The sequence below is a fragment of the Shimia sp. CNT1-13L.2 genome, from assembly GCF_024331145.1.
GTDB lineage: Bacteria > Pseudomonadota > Alphaproteobacteria > Rhodobacterales > Rhodobacteraceae > Shimia.
The window spans coordinates 60,725-76,101 of the sequence record NZ_JANDJO010000002.1 but is presented as its reverse complement, the minus strand read 5'-3'; the positions used below and the strand labels follow the sequence as shown (position 1 = coordinate 76,101).

Sequence of the window (15,377 nt, the reverse complement as noted above, 5' to 3'; positions counted from 1 at the left end):
CCTCCGGGCAAGTGTAGCCTCAGCCCACAATCCGCACAACAGATAGGAAGAATTGTTATTCTTTTCCCAATGCGCGCAACACGTTATCCAGCTGCTTACCGCGCTTGGATTTCATCGCAGGCGCATCCTTGACCATATTATAATAGGCTTCGGGATCGTATTGCTCGACCTTGAGGTTGAGATGATCCGCCGTCAAAAGCCCCATGGATGCAAGCAGGCTATAGGCCGCCGTGATCTTGCCGGTCTGCGCGGTGATGCGATTCGATTCGGCGTCCAGCAGGTCCTGCTCGGCAATCAAAACATCCAGAGTCGTGCGCGATCCCAGTTTGGCTTCCTCGCGCACACCATCAAAGGCGATCCGCGAAGCCTCGATCTGACGTCCACTTGCCTCCAACTGCGCACCGGCTGCGGCCAGCGTCGCCCATGCAACCCCCGCATTCTCGCGCACCGAATGGCGCACCACGTGCAGGTTGCCCTTCTGGGCATCCCGGTTGGCCATCGCCTGACGGATCAGCGCCGAAAGACGGCCACCCTGATAAATCGGTGCTTCCAGTCCAAGAGAAACCGAACCGCCATTGGAATAAAAGTTCGAATGCCCAAGGTCCTGGGTCAAGGTCACACCGCTATTCAGCCGCACCGTCGGCTTCAACGCGGCTTCGGCACGCTGCACGCCAAATTCCGCAGCCTTGATGTTATGTTGCACGGCCCGCAGGTCCGGGTGACCGCGTACCGCAATCTGCTTGGCCTCTTCAGACCGTGCTGGCGTCGAGGGGGCACCACGCGGTGCAACAAGCGCACCCGGCGCATGCCCGACAGCCGCCGCATATTGTTCCTTCGACTGCATCAGGTTGCCTTGGGCAACCGCGAGCTCAGCACGCCCACCGGCAAGGCGCGCTTCCGCAAGCGCCACATCGGTCCGGGTGACTTCCCCCACTTCGAAACGATCTTTCGCAGCCTGAAGCTCACGCGATACTAGGCGCAGGTTGTTGCGGCGCAGCTCGACGATCTGCGCATCACGCACCACATTCATATAGGCCTGCACCGCTTGCAGAAGAACATTCTGCTCAACCGAAACCAGCTGCTGGCGTGTGGCCAAAACGGTTTGCTTGGATGCTTCAACCGCCGCCTGGGTGGCGCCGCCATCGTACAACAGCAGGCTGAAACTCAGGCCAAGCTCGATCTCCGTAGCCGCATTGGTACGAGCCAGACCGCCTGTCTGCTGACTTGCGAAGTGGCTGTATCCCCGCCCCACCGATCCCGTCCAGTTAATCACCGGGCGCAACAAGGCAAAGGTCGCGGCAACGTCTTCATCAGCTGCCCGCAGAAGGGCACGGTTCTGTTGCAGAAGACCGCTGTGGTTATAAGCGCTGACCAGCGCCTCCCCAAGGGTCTCTGCGGCGACCTGGACAGGCGCCGCCGCCATGAGTGCCAGGGCTGCAACGCCCGCTTTCACCGATTTCGCAAACCCCAGAGCCATCCGCTCTCCCCCGTTACTGTCCTGCCGCTTTGCAGCTTTATTGTTTTACAGCGTGAAGGCCCGATGCTTTTCAAAGCCCGGCAACACCGGCGCACCGGCGTTGAACGCCTGACGCCAGTTCATCACGCCGTCAATCTTGTAGCCAACACGCACGACACCCAACGCGCCGTCCATGAACAAAGATACGATCCGACCGCCTTCTTTCAACTGGTCAAGCAGACTGTCGGGCATAATTTCTACCGCGCCTTCCACGACGATCACGTCATAGGGACCATGTTCAGCGGCACCGGCCACCAACTCGCCCTGGTGCATGATCACGTTGTCCGCGCCGAACTCGGCCAGCGCCGCCTGCGCGTCGGCCACGCGGTCCTCATCGTCTTCCACCGCGACCACAGCTTCCGCCATGCGGGCAATAACCGCCGCCGAATACCCAAGGCCCGAACCGATATCCAGGACCAGCTCGTCATTTTGAATGTCCAGCGCATCCAGCATCTTCGAAAGACAGCGCGCATCCAGCACGACGCGACCGGTATCCAGGGTCACATGTTCCCCGACATAGGCTGCGTCACGCTTGTCACGCGGCACGAAATTCTCCCTTGGAACTGCAAGCAGGGCATCGATAACGGTGTATTTGGTCACATCCGCCGGACGAACCTGTGTATCTACCATTGTGGTGCGAAGGGTCTTGTAGTCGGTCATCTTAACTAAACTCGTTCGTTCAGACTCGGGAATTAAGCCTGTCTTGCCACAGATCGCCCCAAGCGGCAACGTCCCGCGACGTGATTTCCCTCTCAAAGCCTCTTGCGGCCCTGCGACAGATCAGCTATTGCCCACTCCACCACAAGGTCGGCGAGTTGGCGGAGTGGTGACGCAGCGGATTGCAAATCCGTGTACACCGGTTCGATTCCGGTACTCGCCTCCATTTTCTTCTAAATCAGACGGTTACAGGCTTTGGCGTCGGGTGTGACACAAAGTGAGACACCATACCGTCATGAAGATGCCAACTTACTTATCGAAGTCTCGACATGGGATTTATTACTTCCGCTGGCCCCTCCATTCCCTAAGTGCCCCTTCTAGAGGAAGTGTAAGGCTATCGCTGAGAACATGTTGCCCAAAACAAGCTGGTGATCTTGCACGCTATCTTGCATCTTGTGGAAAAGTTATCAGTGAGAACAACGCATTGGCACGCTTAAGGCAAGATGAGATACGCGACAGGGTGAAAGCATATTTTAAGGCCCAATTGGAACAGTATCTCGACCGTCTACACTGCTACGGCATTTCAAAGAATGCACTGGCAGATGCACGGGAAGAGATGTTGGACCATGGCTGCATGGTGGACATCGAAAGTCTGAATCCCCAATACCTGCCGATCGCTCGATTTAAACGAAAGATGCAGATTTCTGATGACGAGTGGAATGCCAGTCTTCCCGGTATATCCATTGAGTTAAGAAAAGGGCGCAGAGACATGCTCAAACGCGTCCTAGAAGCAGCCGAGAAACTAGAGCATTATTCATTCGACGAAGTTCCAGTGCGACCCAGTGCCCGCTCAGCTAGCGCTTTACCAGCATCTTCATCCCTAGGCTCGACGATAGAGGACTTCATCACAGAGCATTCGCGACAATGGACCTCAAAGACGACTAGTCAGAATCGCGCCTACCTAAGCATTCTTGTTGAGTTCTTTGGTCCTGACCGGCTGCTTGCCACGATCACCAAGCAGGATGCGAGCGAGGTTAAGAAAGTCTTACAGGCGCTACCGTCCAGCCGGAACACCAAACCCAAGTTGAAGGCAATGCCGTTGATGCAGGTCATCAAGGAACCCGGTCACAAGAAGATCGCGGCGAAGACGATCAACAGCCATATTCAGATGTTCAAGATGTTCTTCGACTGGGCGGAGCGGCACGGACATGCGCCGCACACGCTCTTTGAAGGAATGAAGGTACGGAAGGACAAAGCCAGCGACAGCGAGCGGAAGCCTTTCACACCGGATCAGGCGCAGTTGATCTACAGCGCGTTGACGGAGAAGCCGTCAGGGCTGGTGCGCAAAGACAGCCACAAATGGGGAATGCTCTTGGGAATGTTTACCGGGGCACGACTGAACGAGATTTGCCAACTCGACATTGCAGACGTGCAGCAAGACGGCGACACATGGTTTCTGAATATCACGGACGAAGGCGACGATAATAAGCGCATCAAGTCGAAAGCAGGAAGGCGCAAGGTGCCGCTGCATTCAGATTTGATCAGCCTTGGCTTTCTTGACTTCGTGGACAGCCGCCGCAATGGCACACGGCTGTTTCCTGACTACAGCTACAGCGCCAATGGCGGCTATGGCCGCAACTTAGGCCGCTGGTGCAATGAGAGTTTCTTACCCAAGCTGGGGATCAAGCAGCCAGGCCTTGTTTTCCATAGCCTGCGGCACACTGTAGTAACGCGACTGAGCCAAGCAGATGTTCCCGAACCCATTGTGCAATGCATAGTCGGCCACGCGCGCTCTGGCGTCACGCAGGAGGTTTACAACCGCGAAGGCTACACGTTGGCCCAGCTCAAAGAGGCCATCGGCCGGTTTCAGGTCTGAACCGGCTCGGCGCTCCTTATCGTTACCAGTAATGAGGGGGGAGCGCCGGGAGGGCGTGAGCGATCAGTGGAATACCCGGCTTATCTCGATCGGCAGAATGCCTCAGCCTTTTTTATTTTGCTTGGGGGGTGCTCTCTTAGTCCCTCGTCTGTAGAGAAAGTCCAGATGTGCTCGGCTCACGCAACACCATGGTTTAGCCGGTATGCGGTCAATCTCGCCTCATAGCCAGTTGGGTTAAGTAGTTCTCCTATGTCAGCCTCAATATGCGAGCCACCACCTTCAACAGTTTCACCAAGTCCAACATCAACACCGACCTTGCTGTCGATACCGAACTCCGCGTGAAATGCGCTATTCATCGCGTTTGCAAGGTCCTGTTCTAGCCCGTGATGGACAATAAAGCTGTCATGGACAGGAAGGCAGGAATAGCCCATCGCCGCGAACTTCAGCATAACGGCCTCGGCCAGATCACTATCCTTGCGCTGCAATTTTAGCCCGACACCTGAACCGAAGTGCCGTTCGAACTCGGGATAGCTACTGACGACAAACTGCTTGAACTCATTCCACTGTCGGCCCGTCAGGTCCGCCGTGTAACCTTCAATCTCGTTGATACCCTGCACCCCGTCAGCGTTAAGGAGCGCGTTGAAAGTTCGCTTGACCAGTCGCCGCTCTGCCTTGTTCCCCGCGTGAGCCAAGCATCGCTGATAGGGATCATCTGGAATGGGCAAGCCCTCTAGCGCATAGAGCATGGCTGCGTGCAGCCCCGCGTAGTCCACCTCAACCGTGCGCTTCCCGTCGATCAGTATGTAGGGCCTAAGCCTACTTGGACAACTCATCCACCAAGCACCATAAAAGCGCCCGCCCTGCTCCCAATCGTCGTTGTTGAAGACGCGGTGCACGGTACGCGCAGCGAAGTCAAAAGACTGAGCAGCTTCATCCTCCCGGTTTCTGGAAATGCGCTTCAACTCTGCGGCAAGTTGCTCATTTGTCAGTGCAATATCCGCCCAATGGCTTTCAAGCATATCATTTATGATCCGCAACTTGCCACGCGCGTTGTTGGCGAAACCGTTATCGCCATACTCGACCAAACGCTTTTTGGAATCCTTAAGCCGAATACCTTCTGCAGTCTCGTTCCTCCGAAGATCGACCACAGATGCGCCTACGTTCTGAAAACGACCAAGTAGGGCAGGAGATGCCATGTAACGGGCCACACGGCTGTGTCTGTTGGCCGGATCGTCCCAATGTGGAGTGCTCAACGCTATCAAGCCAGATGTTTCTAGTACTTCCATCGCGTCGGTGAAGGTACGGGCCGATATGAAGCTGGCTCCGTATCTAGACTTGCTCTTCCGCTGTAGTGCAGTCCAGCCGGTTGCAATCCCCACTTCCAAAGCAGGATCGCTCTGATGTGCCCTGAAAAGATCTAGGGCAATAGCCTTCACAGCAGCTTCGAATCGTGGTTGGGCATCCCTTCTCCGCTTTCGCTTCCCCGTTTGCGCACTGGTTAGTTCCGCGCACAAGCTATCCAAACACTCCGACAAGGTCGGACTGTCAGTCGTCCATTGTGGGTCATAAGGGCGGGCATTCACGGCAGTGTATCTATTTTCTTTTCAATTTTAAGCATTACCCCCTCCTGCTAAGGTCTCCACAACCGGCGACCTTTCAATCATGAACGCGAGGAAGGGCTCATATTTGCTTATCGCCCAAGACCTGAGAAACGGAACTAAATTGCTTCGTCTTTAGAGCGGACCTCGCGGTTCAGGCGGGATAGTGGTTCGCTAAACGCTGCTTCCAACATCTGAATATGCGTGGCCAGCCAGGCAATCATTTCGGGCCAAGCTTCGCGGTTGAAGCCGTCAAAGGGTTGAGCGTAAACGATACGGCTGGCTTTCTTGTTGTCCATCCTCCGCCAATCGAGTTCAGCGCCGAATGCCGCTTGGATTGCGTCCCTTTGACTGTAGAGCTGATCGAAGAGCCATTTGTTTTCTGAGGTTTCAGAGCGCTGAAAGCTGATCTCCACACGTGCCTCGTCTCTCGAGAAAATCATTTGATAAGGGCAGGACCTCGTGCCGGACCCAGCACTTAGCCAATGGTCCTTCGTCGGGCTGATATTCTGGTAGAGCGTAACCCCATCGACACGAAGCTGTTCGAGGGCAGCTTCCCAGAATTCTAAGCGCAGCTTGTGCCGCTTCTTCTGCGTGTCTTGGATCGCCTTCTCTTCGTTTTCTTTGCTCGACATTCCAATCATGAAGTCGGCGGCTTCCGGCGTAGGAATAATCTGTTGAATATCGACCATCAATTCATCCCCGAAAGCATAAGGCGTTACCTTAAAACACTGCGCCCGGATCCCACGGCTCAAGAGCCATAGAACCGTCGCTGTGACCTCACGACGGAAATTGGCGGCAATAAAGATCATTCGCTGATCGTTGCCAGGGTTCAGCACTGTTTCTTCCAGCTCCTCCACTTCCATGAATTCGCAGAGCCGAACGGCAGCATTTCCGCCGCCAGCATAGCGATCGAGGTATTGCTGGTAGATATCGACAATCTGGGTCTTGGTTAGACCAGACACGTACGCGGTGTATTTTAGCGCCTGCCAAGCCACATCGCGCCCGCTGTCATCCAGCTTATTTTCGATCACAACAAGGTTGCCATCCTTGTCTAGCGCAAGAAGGTCTAGCCGTTCGCGGGTTTCATCGAACCCGTCGAACTCTTTCTGAATGATCAACAACTCCTCACCAAGCGCGTCAGGCTGGTTGGCCAGCCATTCCTGCAAGTGATCTCGCTCGCGAAGATTCAAATCTGCAAAGCGCTTCTGGGACAGTCGGGACAATCGATTTTGGTTCAAGTCAACGCGGAACATGGCTCGAGTTTTCTCTCCTGTCGTGAAGCTGTTAGGGTAGCAGGTCACCGTTCAGCCATTAGTAATTGGGTTAAGCTTTCGGATTGCAAGGATGGCTTAGTTCAGAAAAACATGAAGCGCGAAGGTCGTGGCAATAGCAATTGAACCAAGTCCTACGGCAAATTGCTTAATGATGAAGAACGCCGTCTGCAAAAAATAGGCGGGATGGTTTCTGTTGAATTTGTAGCCTTGCTCCTTTCTCGTCAAAGCATGCTTCACGGACAAATATGCGCATAGATACTGAAAATAGTCGCCCGCAATCGATATGACTGCCAGCGCTCCTGCTGTGTTGATCCAAATTTCATATGTTTGGATGTAGGTCTTCGAGAATTCTGCGTCAGAGGCCTGAACAGCGAAAACCCAAGCAACAATTCCAAATGCAACAAACCGAGTCGTTTCGCTTAGCCGAGAAGTAACGTCGGTCTTTTGCTCCAGACGTTGTTTGTGCGCTGCTTTCTTTTCTGTGTCGGTCATTTCTTACTACTTCTCGCGGCCAATCATGGGTCCGGGATCGTCTGTGTCTGGGTCGTCGCCCGGATCGTCCGAACTGGCATTTACTCCCACAATTGAATCATAAACACGCTTTACGAGACCGTTTGCAGCTGCCTCTCGAAACCGATCATCATTCATCAGTTTGGCAAAGATCTCTTCATTGCCATCCATTCGTTCAATGAACATGCCTTCAAGCATGGAGTTAAAGACCAAAGAAAAGTTGTCCAGGGTGTTTGCTCGAGCAGCTTCCCGTAGTTTTTCTTTCCCTGTGGCTACCTCGACAACTTGATCGAAGAACAACTCGTCTGCTTTGTCGAATTCGGTTCCGAACCGCTCGTTGAGTGTATCAACAAGCAAGCTGAGCCGGACGGCTTCATCCTTGGAGACGCCGGAGCCAACTTCTGTTGGCCCTTTCAACGGTTCAGCTTCTCCTTGCGACAGATCGATGCCACCCTCGCTGATTTTCTGCAGCCGGTAGTATTGCAGCTCCACCTCATCGCCGAGTTGAAACGGATCATCCTCTGCTCGTTTCGGCAGCTTCGGGATTAGAAGCCGAAGATAGGTGTAGAGTTTTTCCTGCTCAGAATCCTGGTACGGTACGATTTGGGACAAGAAGGCGTAGAGGTTTCGGAAGCTAGTCAGTTTCCCGCGCAGCAATTCGCGGTCACCTTCTTCCAGTGAAGCAAACCGTTCGACTGCAAGGTCAATCAGCGCGTTCATGTTGCGGTGATCGGAAGCCGTCGGTTCCTTACGGTTCTTGAACCAGATCTCGCAAATCTGGTCCACTTCATCGCTGCCAAATATCCGCCATTCCTCGATAGAGTGTTGCAACTCATAAAGCTGGTGTGGATCCGGCGCGTCGCCAGCGTCAGTTGTCTCGTAGTAGTCCTTGAATGACTGGAAGATCTCATCGCGCTCGTTCACGAAATCCAGTACGAACGTGCCTTCTTTGCCCGCTGTCCGCCGATTGAGGCGAGAGAGCGTCTGTACCGCCTGGATGCCTGACAAGCGTTTATCCACGTACATCGTGTGAAGCAGAGGCTGGTCAAAACCGGTCTGATACTTATCGGCCACGAGCAGCACCTGGTATCCCTCGGTGCTGAACTTCTTGGGCAACTCGCTTTCTTTCATACCCTTGTTCATCCCGACTTCGGTGTATTCCTTCTCGGGAAAGTCAGGGTCTTTGATTGAACCGGAAAACGCGACCAGTGCTTTGATGTCGCCGTAGCCTTTTTCTTTCACATATTTGTCGAAGGCCAGCTTGTAACGCACAGCATGTAATCGCGAGCTGGTGACCACCATAGCCTTGGCCCGTCCACCTATCTTATGTCGGGTGTGATGGCGGAAGTGTTCGATGATCACTTCCACCTTTTGCGCAATATTGATCGGGTGCAGGCTCATGAAGCGCGCAAGCTGCTTGGCGGCTTTTTTTCGCGGCACCTCGGGGTCGTCTTCGATCGATTTGATCAGCCCGTAGTAGGCTTTGTAGGTCGTGTAATTTCTGAGCACGTCCATGATGAAGCCTTCTTCGATGGCTTGCCTCATAGAGTAATGATGAAACGGTGGCTTCCCGTTCGGTCCAGGCTCATTGAAAACGGCCAGCGTCTTGTACTTCGGCGTCGCGGTGAACGCGAAAAAGCTGATGTTCTTCTGGCGGGGGCGCTTTAGCATCTCTTGGAACAGTGCTTCTTTCGCGTCATCCGAAAGGTTCTGCTCCTCCTCATCGTCAATGATCTGTTCGGCGATAGTGGCCGCGATGCCTTCGCGGTTCAGTACCTTGCGCAGTTCCATGGCGGTCTCGCCGCTTTGGGAACTGTGCGCCTCGTCCACGATCACGGCAAAGCTCTTGCCGGTCGTATCGATCTGAACGCTTTCGCCCTTCCTAGACAACGTGTCCAATGCCTGCGCGATGAACGGGAATTTCTGGATCGTGGTTATTACGATCGGCACACCACCAGACAAAGCTTTGGCCAACTGCTGGGTGTTCTCGTCGATCTTCTCGACCACACCTTGCTTGTGCTCGAACTGATAGATCGTGTCTTGCAGCTGTTGGTCCAGCACGCGGCGATCGGTGATCACGATCACAGTGCTGAAAACTTTCTGGTCATTCTCATCGTGCAGGCTCGACAAGCGATGTGCCAACCAGGCGATCGAGTTGGATTTACCGGACCCGGCAGAATGTTGAATCAGGTAGTTGTGGCTCGGCCCCTGCATCTTGGCATCGGCGACCAGCTTCCGCACCGAATCCAGCTGATGATAACGCGGGAAGATCATCGTTTCCTTGCGGGAGGTCTTGATCCCGCGCGAGGTCACAACTTTGGTTTCCTTCACCTCCAGATGCAAGAAACGCGCCAGGATATCCATCAGGCTATCCTTGGTCAGGACCTCTTCCCACAGATAGGCGGTGCGATAATTGTCTTCATCCGGCGGGTTGCCCGCGCCGTTCCCATGCCCCTTGTTGAAAGGCAGGAACACAGTTTTTGACCCGCTCAGCCGCGTGGTCATATAGGCCAGATCGGTATCAACCGCGAAATGCACCAGGGCGCGTTCCTTGAAACGGAAAATCGGACAGGTCGGATCACGGTCGAACTTGTATTGCTTCTTGGCATGTTCGACCGTCTGGCCTGACATCTGGTTTTTCAATTCCATCGTCACGATGGGCAGGCCGTTCACCGACAGCACCAGATCAAGCGAGAGGCCCTTTTGCTTGGGGTCGAAATGCACCTGCCGCGTGGCGGTCGGGCGGTTGGCAGCATAGTCGGCCAACGCGTCGGGGTTCATGCCCGAAGCGGGCGCGAAATAGGCTAGCTTCCACGTCTTGCCGAAACACTTGAACCCATGGCGCAGCACATGCAGTGAGCCTTTGGCCGACAGCTCTTTGCAGAGCGAGTCCAGCAGTGCAATCTTAGCCCGGTCGCCGTGGAACTCCTGTAGGCTGGCCCAACGTTTAGCCTGTGTCGCCTCGATGAAAGCGATGACCTCATCTGGGAACAAACCGCGCTCGGCATCAAAGCCGTCGGGGTCGCCCAAGGCATATCCGCCCGCCGTGGTCAGGCTTTCGGTGATAGCATCTTCAAAACGGATTTCGGTGTGTTTGCTCATAATATCAATCAACTAACAGTATACACATGGTCATTTTCCATGTCGTCCAAGTCCATCCTATCAACTTCATCAAAGTTGTAATGTCGAATTGACGTATCCTTCAAAAGGTAGCGCCCGGTTGGATCCAAAACGGCAGAAGGATCTAGGCTCGCGGTGAAGAGGTATTTTGAAACCTGAAGACGCCGTTTCGATGCCGTGTAATTCCGGATCGTGTTGTGAAGCGACTCGCACCAATGGTGGCCTGCATTCAGCTGCGGGATCACTTTATCGACCGGGATATTAGTGCGCGCAGTTTTGAATTCGATGCAATAGGCCCGCACGGCATTTCGCCGGCAATGGAACACAACGAAGTCGCAGCGTTTCGACCAAGGATGCCCTTTGTTTTCCAAGAAATGGAACAGAGGCGCTTGGAATTTATCGAGCTTGACCGCCAGAGCTGTACCGGAAAACGTGAAGCGAACGGTTTGCTTGGGGGACTCTGGTTCAGGTTTTTCGGAAAGTACTAGCTGCCCATCGTCGTTGGGCAACACGCAATATTTGTCTGAAAGCTGGGTTTGCAGCTGGTTGAAATAGCCTTGAGCATTGATGGTCATAGCTACGCAACCTTGATCTTACCGGTCACTGCGCTGGTGATGATTGAGGTTCTGTATTCATTCAGTAGTCGGATCGAAGTGCGGGTGTCAGCTTCAACCTTTGCGAGGTCCTCAAGTTTCTCATCCAAAAACACAGAAATATGCTCTTGTTCATCAAGGGGTGGCAAGGCGACCATCAGATTGCCCAGCAACGTCTGGCCCAGTGATGCACGCGTCACCAGATTCATCTCCTTGACGAAATAGTCGCGCAGCCTGCTGTTTCTGAAATAGTATTTGGAAAATCCAACGTCCAATCGCTTTGGATAGGGGCGACATCGGATGAGAAAACCGGCAAAGACGGCGTCAGGTATAGTTGTCTCGCAGACCGAGGAGATCGCGATTTCTTCAATCGTTTCAGATGTGCGCGTAAAGAAGATATCGCCGTGTTCAACTGAGTAAAGAACACGGTCCTTCGCTGTTGATTCGACCAATCCGCTGCCGGTCTCGGGCAAGCTGAGGTTCTTGTATACGTCGCCATAGCTGACGAACGGAAAGCCGGATCCGAAGCTGTCGCCGCCAATACTGATGCCGTTCTGAAAACGCCCAAGGAACTTAAGCGGCTTAACTTCCCACCCCTCTGGCACGTCACCGAGCCAGTCGATGCCGCTGGGTTTCATGGGGGCGTTAGGATTGAGGCCTTTGGTGACGGCGTGAGTGATCAGCGCTGTGCGTTGTTCGGCCAGAAGGCGCAGAAGCTCTTCCTTCTTGGCGATCAGATCATCAATCTCGGCCGTCTTCTTATCCAAGAAATCCGCAATGGCGGTTTGTTCTTCGATGGACGGCACAGACACAACTTGCTCAGCAACAATTGAGGAGTTCAAAAGCGGCTGTGCTGTCCGGATGGCAAACTGATTGAGATTCAAGCTCTCGATCAGGTACGCAAAAAACTCAATTTCAAAAGGCTGATTTTTGTACACCCGAAATGCATGTTCAGATGCCCATAGTGGACCTTGAGCAATATGCACGTTCCCACAGTGGGCTCCGACGCGACCAATGAGGATCAGCGGCCCTTGAGTGTTTGGTTCATCCGTGTAGCCTCGAATGCCGTTCCCTCCGTAGATAGGAACCCCTTCATCCGTTTCCTTGTCTTTTGAAATGATGTCGCCGCTCTGCACACGAAGAAACCTCCTCAGCGGTGCAACCATCCACTCTTCAGGCACGTGCCCAAGCCAAGGGACGCCACTGTCCTTGTATGCCGGATAAGGGGCGTAGCTCATGCGGTGATCCCCTTAAGCATTTCCATGATGTCGCGGGTGATATCCTCGATATCTTTTTCGATCTTCTCCAGCTTGCGCGGCGGCTTGTAGACGTAGAAATGCCGGTTCAGCGGGATTTCGTAGCCCATTTTGGTCTTCTTGTGTTCGACCCAGGCGTCGGGCACATGCGGATGCACCTCGGCAGCGAGATAGGTCTCTACATGACTTTTCACGAGATCAGGCAAATCGCCGTCAGTCAGTGGCTGAGGCTCATCGTCTTCGACCTCAGGAACGTTCAGCATGGGCAGTTCGATATCCTTGGGCAGCGGCACCAGTTCGGTATCGCGCAGCTCAGTATCCGGCTCAGGATTGCCTTTGGCGTCGGTGCAGGTGTCGGCGGTCTCATCCCGTTCCGACAGCGCGCTGAGGATCGCCTTGCGGATCGGCGCTTCGAGTTTGATGCCTGCGGTTTTGAACGCGGCGTTCAGCGTTTTGATGAAGTCTGCACGGTTCTTGACTAGCGTATCGGGCATGCCTTCCAGCACAGCAATGATCTGGGCCTGTAGTGCTTTGCCTGCCTCTTCCTCCGCCGCGATGGCGGCGCTGTCCTTGCGCTTTTTGCTCTGTGCCAGTTTGACAAAAGCATTTTCGCCCGCAAGCCGAGCGATGCGTTCCGCGTTGGCCTGGAAGTTCAGTTTGAGCGGGCGTTCGACCGTGATTTTGAGATAGCCGAAGTCGCGGTTGTCGAAGATCTTGGAACAGATCCGCTCTTTGGTCTCGCCGTCGATTATGACGCTCGAGGTGTCATCGTGTTTGAAGCCGGCATAGAGGCGCGTGATATCGCCGATATGGTCTGGCTTCCCGTCCTCGCCATCGCCGAGCTCATTACGCTTGTTACCCAGGCTCTTACGCATCTTCAGGAAATGCTTGGTGCCGTCGATCAGCTGCACCTTGCCGCGGCGCTCGGGGCGTTTGCGGTTCGAGACAATCCAGATGTAGGTGAAAATCCCGGTGTTATAGAACATCTGATCCGGCAGCGCGATGATCGCGTCGAGCCAGTCGTTTTCAATGATCCAACGGCGGATGTTGCTTTCGCCTGAACCGGCATCGCCAGTGAAGAGGGGTGAGCCATTGAAGACAATGGCTATTTTGGAGCCATCACCGCCGATCTCGGGGCTGGGTCGCATCTTGCTGATCATGGTTTGAAGGAACAGAAGCGCACCGTCATTGATGCGCGGCGTACCCGCGCCAAAGCGGCCCGAGAAGCCGAGCGCATCGGCCTCTTTCTGAACGATGGATTGCTGAGTTTTCCATTCCACGCCAAAGGGTGGGTTGGCCATCATGTAGTGGAATTTCTTGTCCGGGTGGCCGTCTTCGGTCTTTCCGTCGCCCAACGTGTCACCGAAGCGGATATTGTCGATCGGCTCATCCTTGATGAGCAGGTCAGAACAACAAATCGCGTAGGACTCGGCGTTGTATTCCTGGCCATAGAGGATGAGGTTGGCTTGGGGGTTTTGTTCGCGGATGTATTCCTCAGACACTGAGAGCATGCCGCCGGTCCCGCAGGTCGGGTCATAGATCGTGCGCGCGATGCCGGGTGTGTAGACGTCTTCATCCTGAGTATACATGAGGTGGGCCATCAGACGGATGACCTCGCGCGGGGTGAAGTGATCCCCAGCTTCTTCGTTGGCTTGTTCGTTGAACTTGCGGACCAGCTCTTCGAAGACGTAGCCCATCTGCAAGTTGCTGACGTGGTCGGGGTGCAGGTCAACTTCTGGCTTGGCGAACTCTTGGATCACCATGAACAGACGGTTGGCGTTGTCGAGCTTCTCGATCTCGGCGTCAAAGCCGAACTTTGAGAAGATGTCTTTGGCCTTGGGGGAGAAGCCTTCGATGTATGTGACCAGATTGCGTGCGATGTTGTTTGGATCTCCGAGCAGCTTTTCGAAGTCATACTTGCTGACGTTGTAGAGAGGTTGCTCCCGGTCATCAGTTGCGGTCTTGCCTAGGATCTTGTGGATCGCGTCTTCACTGTGGCCCTGGGCCTGCAGCTTTTCGTACTGGGCGAGCACTTTGTCTTTATTGGGAGCGAGAACCAGATCCATGCGGCGAAGCACGGTCATGGGCAGCATGACACGACGATACTGTGGTGGGCGGTAAGGGCCGCGGAGTTTGTTGGCGATGCTCCAAATTAGCCCGACAAGCTTATCGTGGTTCTGATTCAAAGGATTTGCCCCTAGCTGCTAGACACTTGTTGCTGACAATTTATGAGTTTTCCCGTACGGTTACCACTCGAATTACGGACAAACAAGAAAGTCACTTCACTTTTTAGTTGTGGCGCCCGATGCATTGAAAACTCACTCCACTGCTTACGAGATCCTAACAGTTTGGAAGGTTGAATGATCGAAAAGATCTCAGCGTTCTTCGACACCTTCGTAGACCGCTTGGCCTGATAGATAATGAACACCGGCGGTGAACTAAGCGCTCTTCGAACCAACGTTGCCACAGAATTTTCGACACATTTTTTTGTGGACATATCTATTCTTCACGACGCGCCAGCTTCCCCCATACCCCCCATCGACACGAAACGCAGCCACAACATCTTGTACCTGCTCCTTAACCCTCCGTGAGAGAGGAAATAAGTTGCCGATCAAACCACATATAGAGTGGTCCGGCAGCAGCCAGCAACAGCCCTGCATCGCCCATTCCAAGAGGCAACGACTTCAAGCAAAAGTTGACAAATCACGCCGACCTGAGGCATTGGTGTGACACGAAGTGCGACACAAACCTCAACCTCGCACTCGATTATTCAGGCCTTCCAATGGCTTAGAAAAATGGTGGCGAGTCCGGTACTCGCCTCCACGCAATCCTTTTGGTTTAGGTTGCCCATTTTCCCTTCTAACAACACGCTATGACATCCCGTTCTTGGCGCATTTTGTGGGGTTTACTCTGCCCTGAGACCAGCATGTCTTTGGCTTGGAACAAAGCACCCAAAAACGCGTCGTCTAATCAC

At 54.0% G+C, this 15,377-nt stretch carries 10 protein-coding genes and 1 tRNA gene; 2 read left to right on the top strand and 9 right to left on the bottom strand.

The features are described 5' to 3' along the window. Positions 1-55: 55 nt before the first annotated feature. On the bottom strand, positions 56-1,477 hold the full coding sequence (locus NNA36_RS04200) for a TolC family outer membrane protein (protein ID WP_255104495.1): 1,422 nt from the start codon (positions 1,475-1,477) through the stop codon (positions 56-58). Positions 1,478-1,522: 45 nt separating this feature from the next. Continuing rightward, entirely contained in the window at positions 1,523-2,176 is a 654-nt protein-coding gene (locus NNA36_RS04195) for a protein-L-isoaspartate O-methyltransferase (RefSeq protein WP_255104493.1), read from the bottom strand. 149 nt (positions 2,177-2,325) lie between these two features. Between NNA36_RS04195 and NNA36_RS04190 the strand changes: the two genes are divergently transcribed. Further along, a tRNA-Cys gene (locus NNA36_RS04190) sits at positions 2,326-2,399 on the top strand. 294 nt (positions 2,400-2,693) lie between these two features. Beyond that, a complete protein-coding gene (locus NNA36_RS04185) occupies positions 2,694-4,049 on the top strand; it encodes a site-specific integrase (RefSeq protein ID WP_255104491.1) in 1,356 nt (451 codons plus the stop codon). Between the two features lie 176 nt (positions 4,050-4,225). Here the strand turns inward: NNA36_RS04185 and NNA36_RS04180 are convergent, their stop codons facing one another. The 7 genes from NNA36_RS04180 to NNA36_RS04150 all read right to left on the bottom strand — a co-directional run bounded on the left by NNA36_RS04180 (position 4,226) and on the right by NNA36_RS04150 (position 14,589). Next, complete coding sequence (locus NNA36_RS04180; RefSeq protein WP_255104489.1) at positions 4,226-5,485, bottom strand: hypothetical protein; 1,260 nt, start codon at positions 5,483-5,485, stop codon at positions 4,226-4,228. Between the two features lie 281 nt (positions 5,486-5,766). Further along, positions 5,767-6,903 carry a DUF4268 domain-containing protein gene (locus tag NNA36_RS04175; protein ID WP_255104488.1) on the bottom strand — a complete coding sequence of 379 codons (1,137 nt, stop codon included), beginning with the start codon at positions 6,901-6,903 and terminating at the stop codon, positions 5,767-5,769. A 96-nt stretch (positions 6,904-6,999) separates the two neighbouring features. Next, positions 7,000-7,416: a hypothetical protein gene (locus tag NNA36_RS04170; protein WP_255104486.1), complete on the bottom strand. Its 417-nt coding sequence runs from the start codon at positions 7,414-7,416 to the stop codon at positions 7,000-7,002. 6 nt (positions 7,417-7,422) lie between these two features. Beyond that, positions 7,423-10,536, bottom strand: a complete 3,114-nt coding sequence (locus NNA36_RS04165) for a type I restriction endonuclease subunit R (protein WP_255104484.1) — start codon at positions 10,534-10,536, stop codon at positions 7,423-7,425. 8 nt (positions 10,537-10,544) lie between these two features. Beyond that, on the bottom strand, positions 10,545-11,129 hold the full coding sequence (locus NNA36_RS04160) for a hypothetical protein (protein ID WP_255104482.1): 585 nt from the start codon (positions 11,127-11,129) through the stop codon (positions 10,545-10,547). A 2-nt stretch (positions 11,130-11,131) separates the two neighbouring features. After that, positions 11,132-12,385 (bottom strand): restriction endonuclease subunit S, encoded by a 1,254-nt coding sequence (locus NNA36_RS04155; protein WP_255104480.1) that lies wholly within the window; start codon positions 12,383-12,385, stop codon positions 11,132-11,134. Further along, a complete protein-coding gene (locus NNA36_RS04150) occupies positions 12,382-14,589 on the bottom strand; it encodes a class I SAM-dependent DNA methyltransferase (protein WP_255104478.1) in 2,208 nt (735 codons plus the stop codon). The genes NNA36_RS04155 and NNA36_RS04150 overlap by 4 nt, the downstream gene beginning before the upstream one ends. Between the last annotated feature and the right edge of the window lie 788 nt (positions 14,590-15,377).

Bases quoted from the DNA above. Each gene is read 5' to 3' on its own strand.
- NNA36_RS04195 (WP_255104493.1), bottom strand. From the start codon at position 2,176: ATGACCGACTACAAGACCCTTCGCACCACAATGGTAGATACACAGGTT.
- NNA36_RS04200 (WP_255104495.1), bottom strand. From the start codon at position 1,477: ATGGCTCTGGGGTTTGCGAAATCGGTGAAAGCGGGCGTTGCAGCCCTG.
- NNA36_RS04175 (WP_255104488.1), bottom strand. From the start codon at position 6,903: ATGTTCCGCGTTGACTTGAACCAAAATCGATTGTCCCGACTGTCCCAG.
- NNA36_RS04165 (WP_255104484.1), bottom strand. From the start codon at position 10,536: ATGAGCAAACACACCGAAATCCGTTTTGAAGATGCTATCACCGAAAGC.
- NNA36_RS04170 (WP_255104486.1), bottom strand. From the start codon at position 7,416: ATGACCGACACAGAAAAGAAAGCAGCGCACAAACAACGTCTGGAGCAA.
- NNA36_RS04160 (WP_255104482.1), bottom strand. From the start codon at position 11,129: ATGACCATCAATGCTCAAGGCTATTTCAACCAGCTGCAAACCCAGCTT.
- NNA36_RS04155 (WP_255104480.1), bottom strand. From the start codon at position 12,385: ATGAGCTACGCCCCTTATCCGGCATACAAGGACAGTGGCGTCCCTTGG.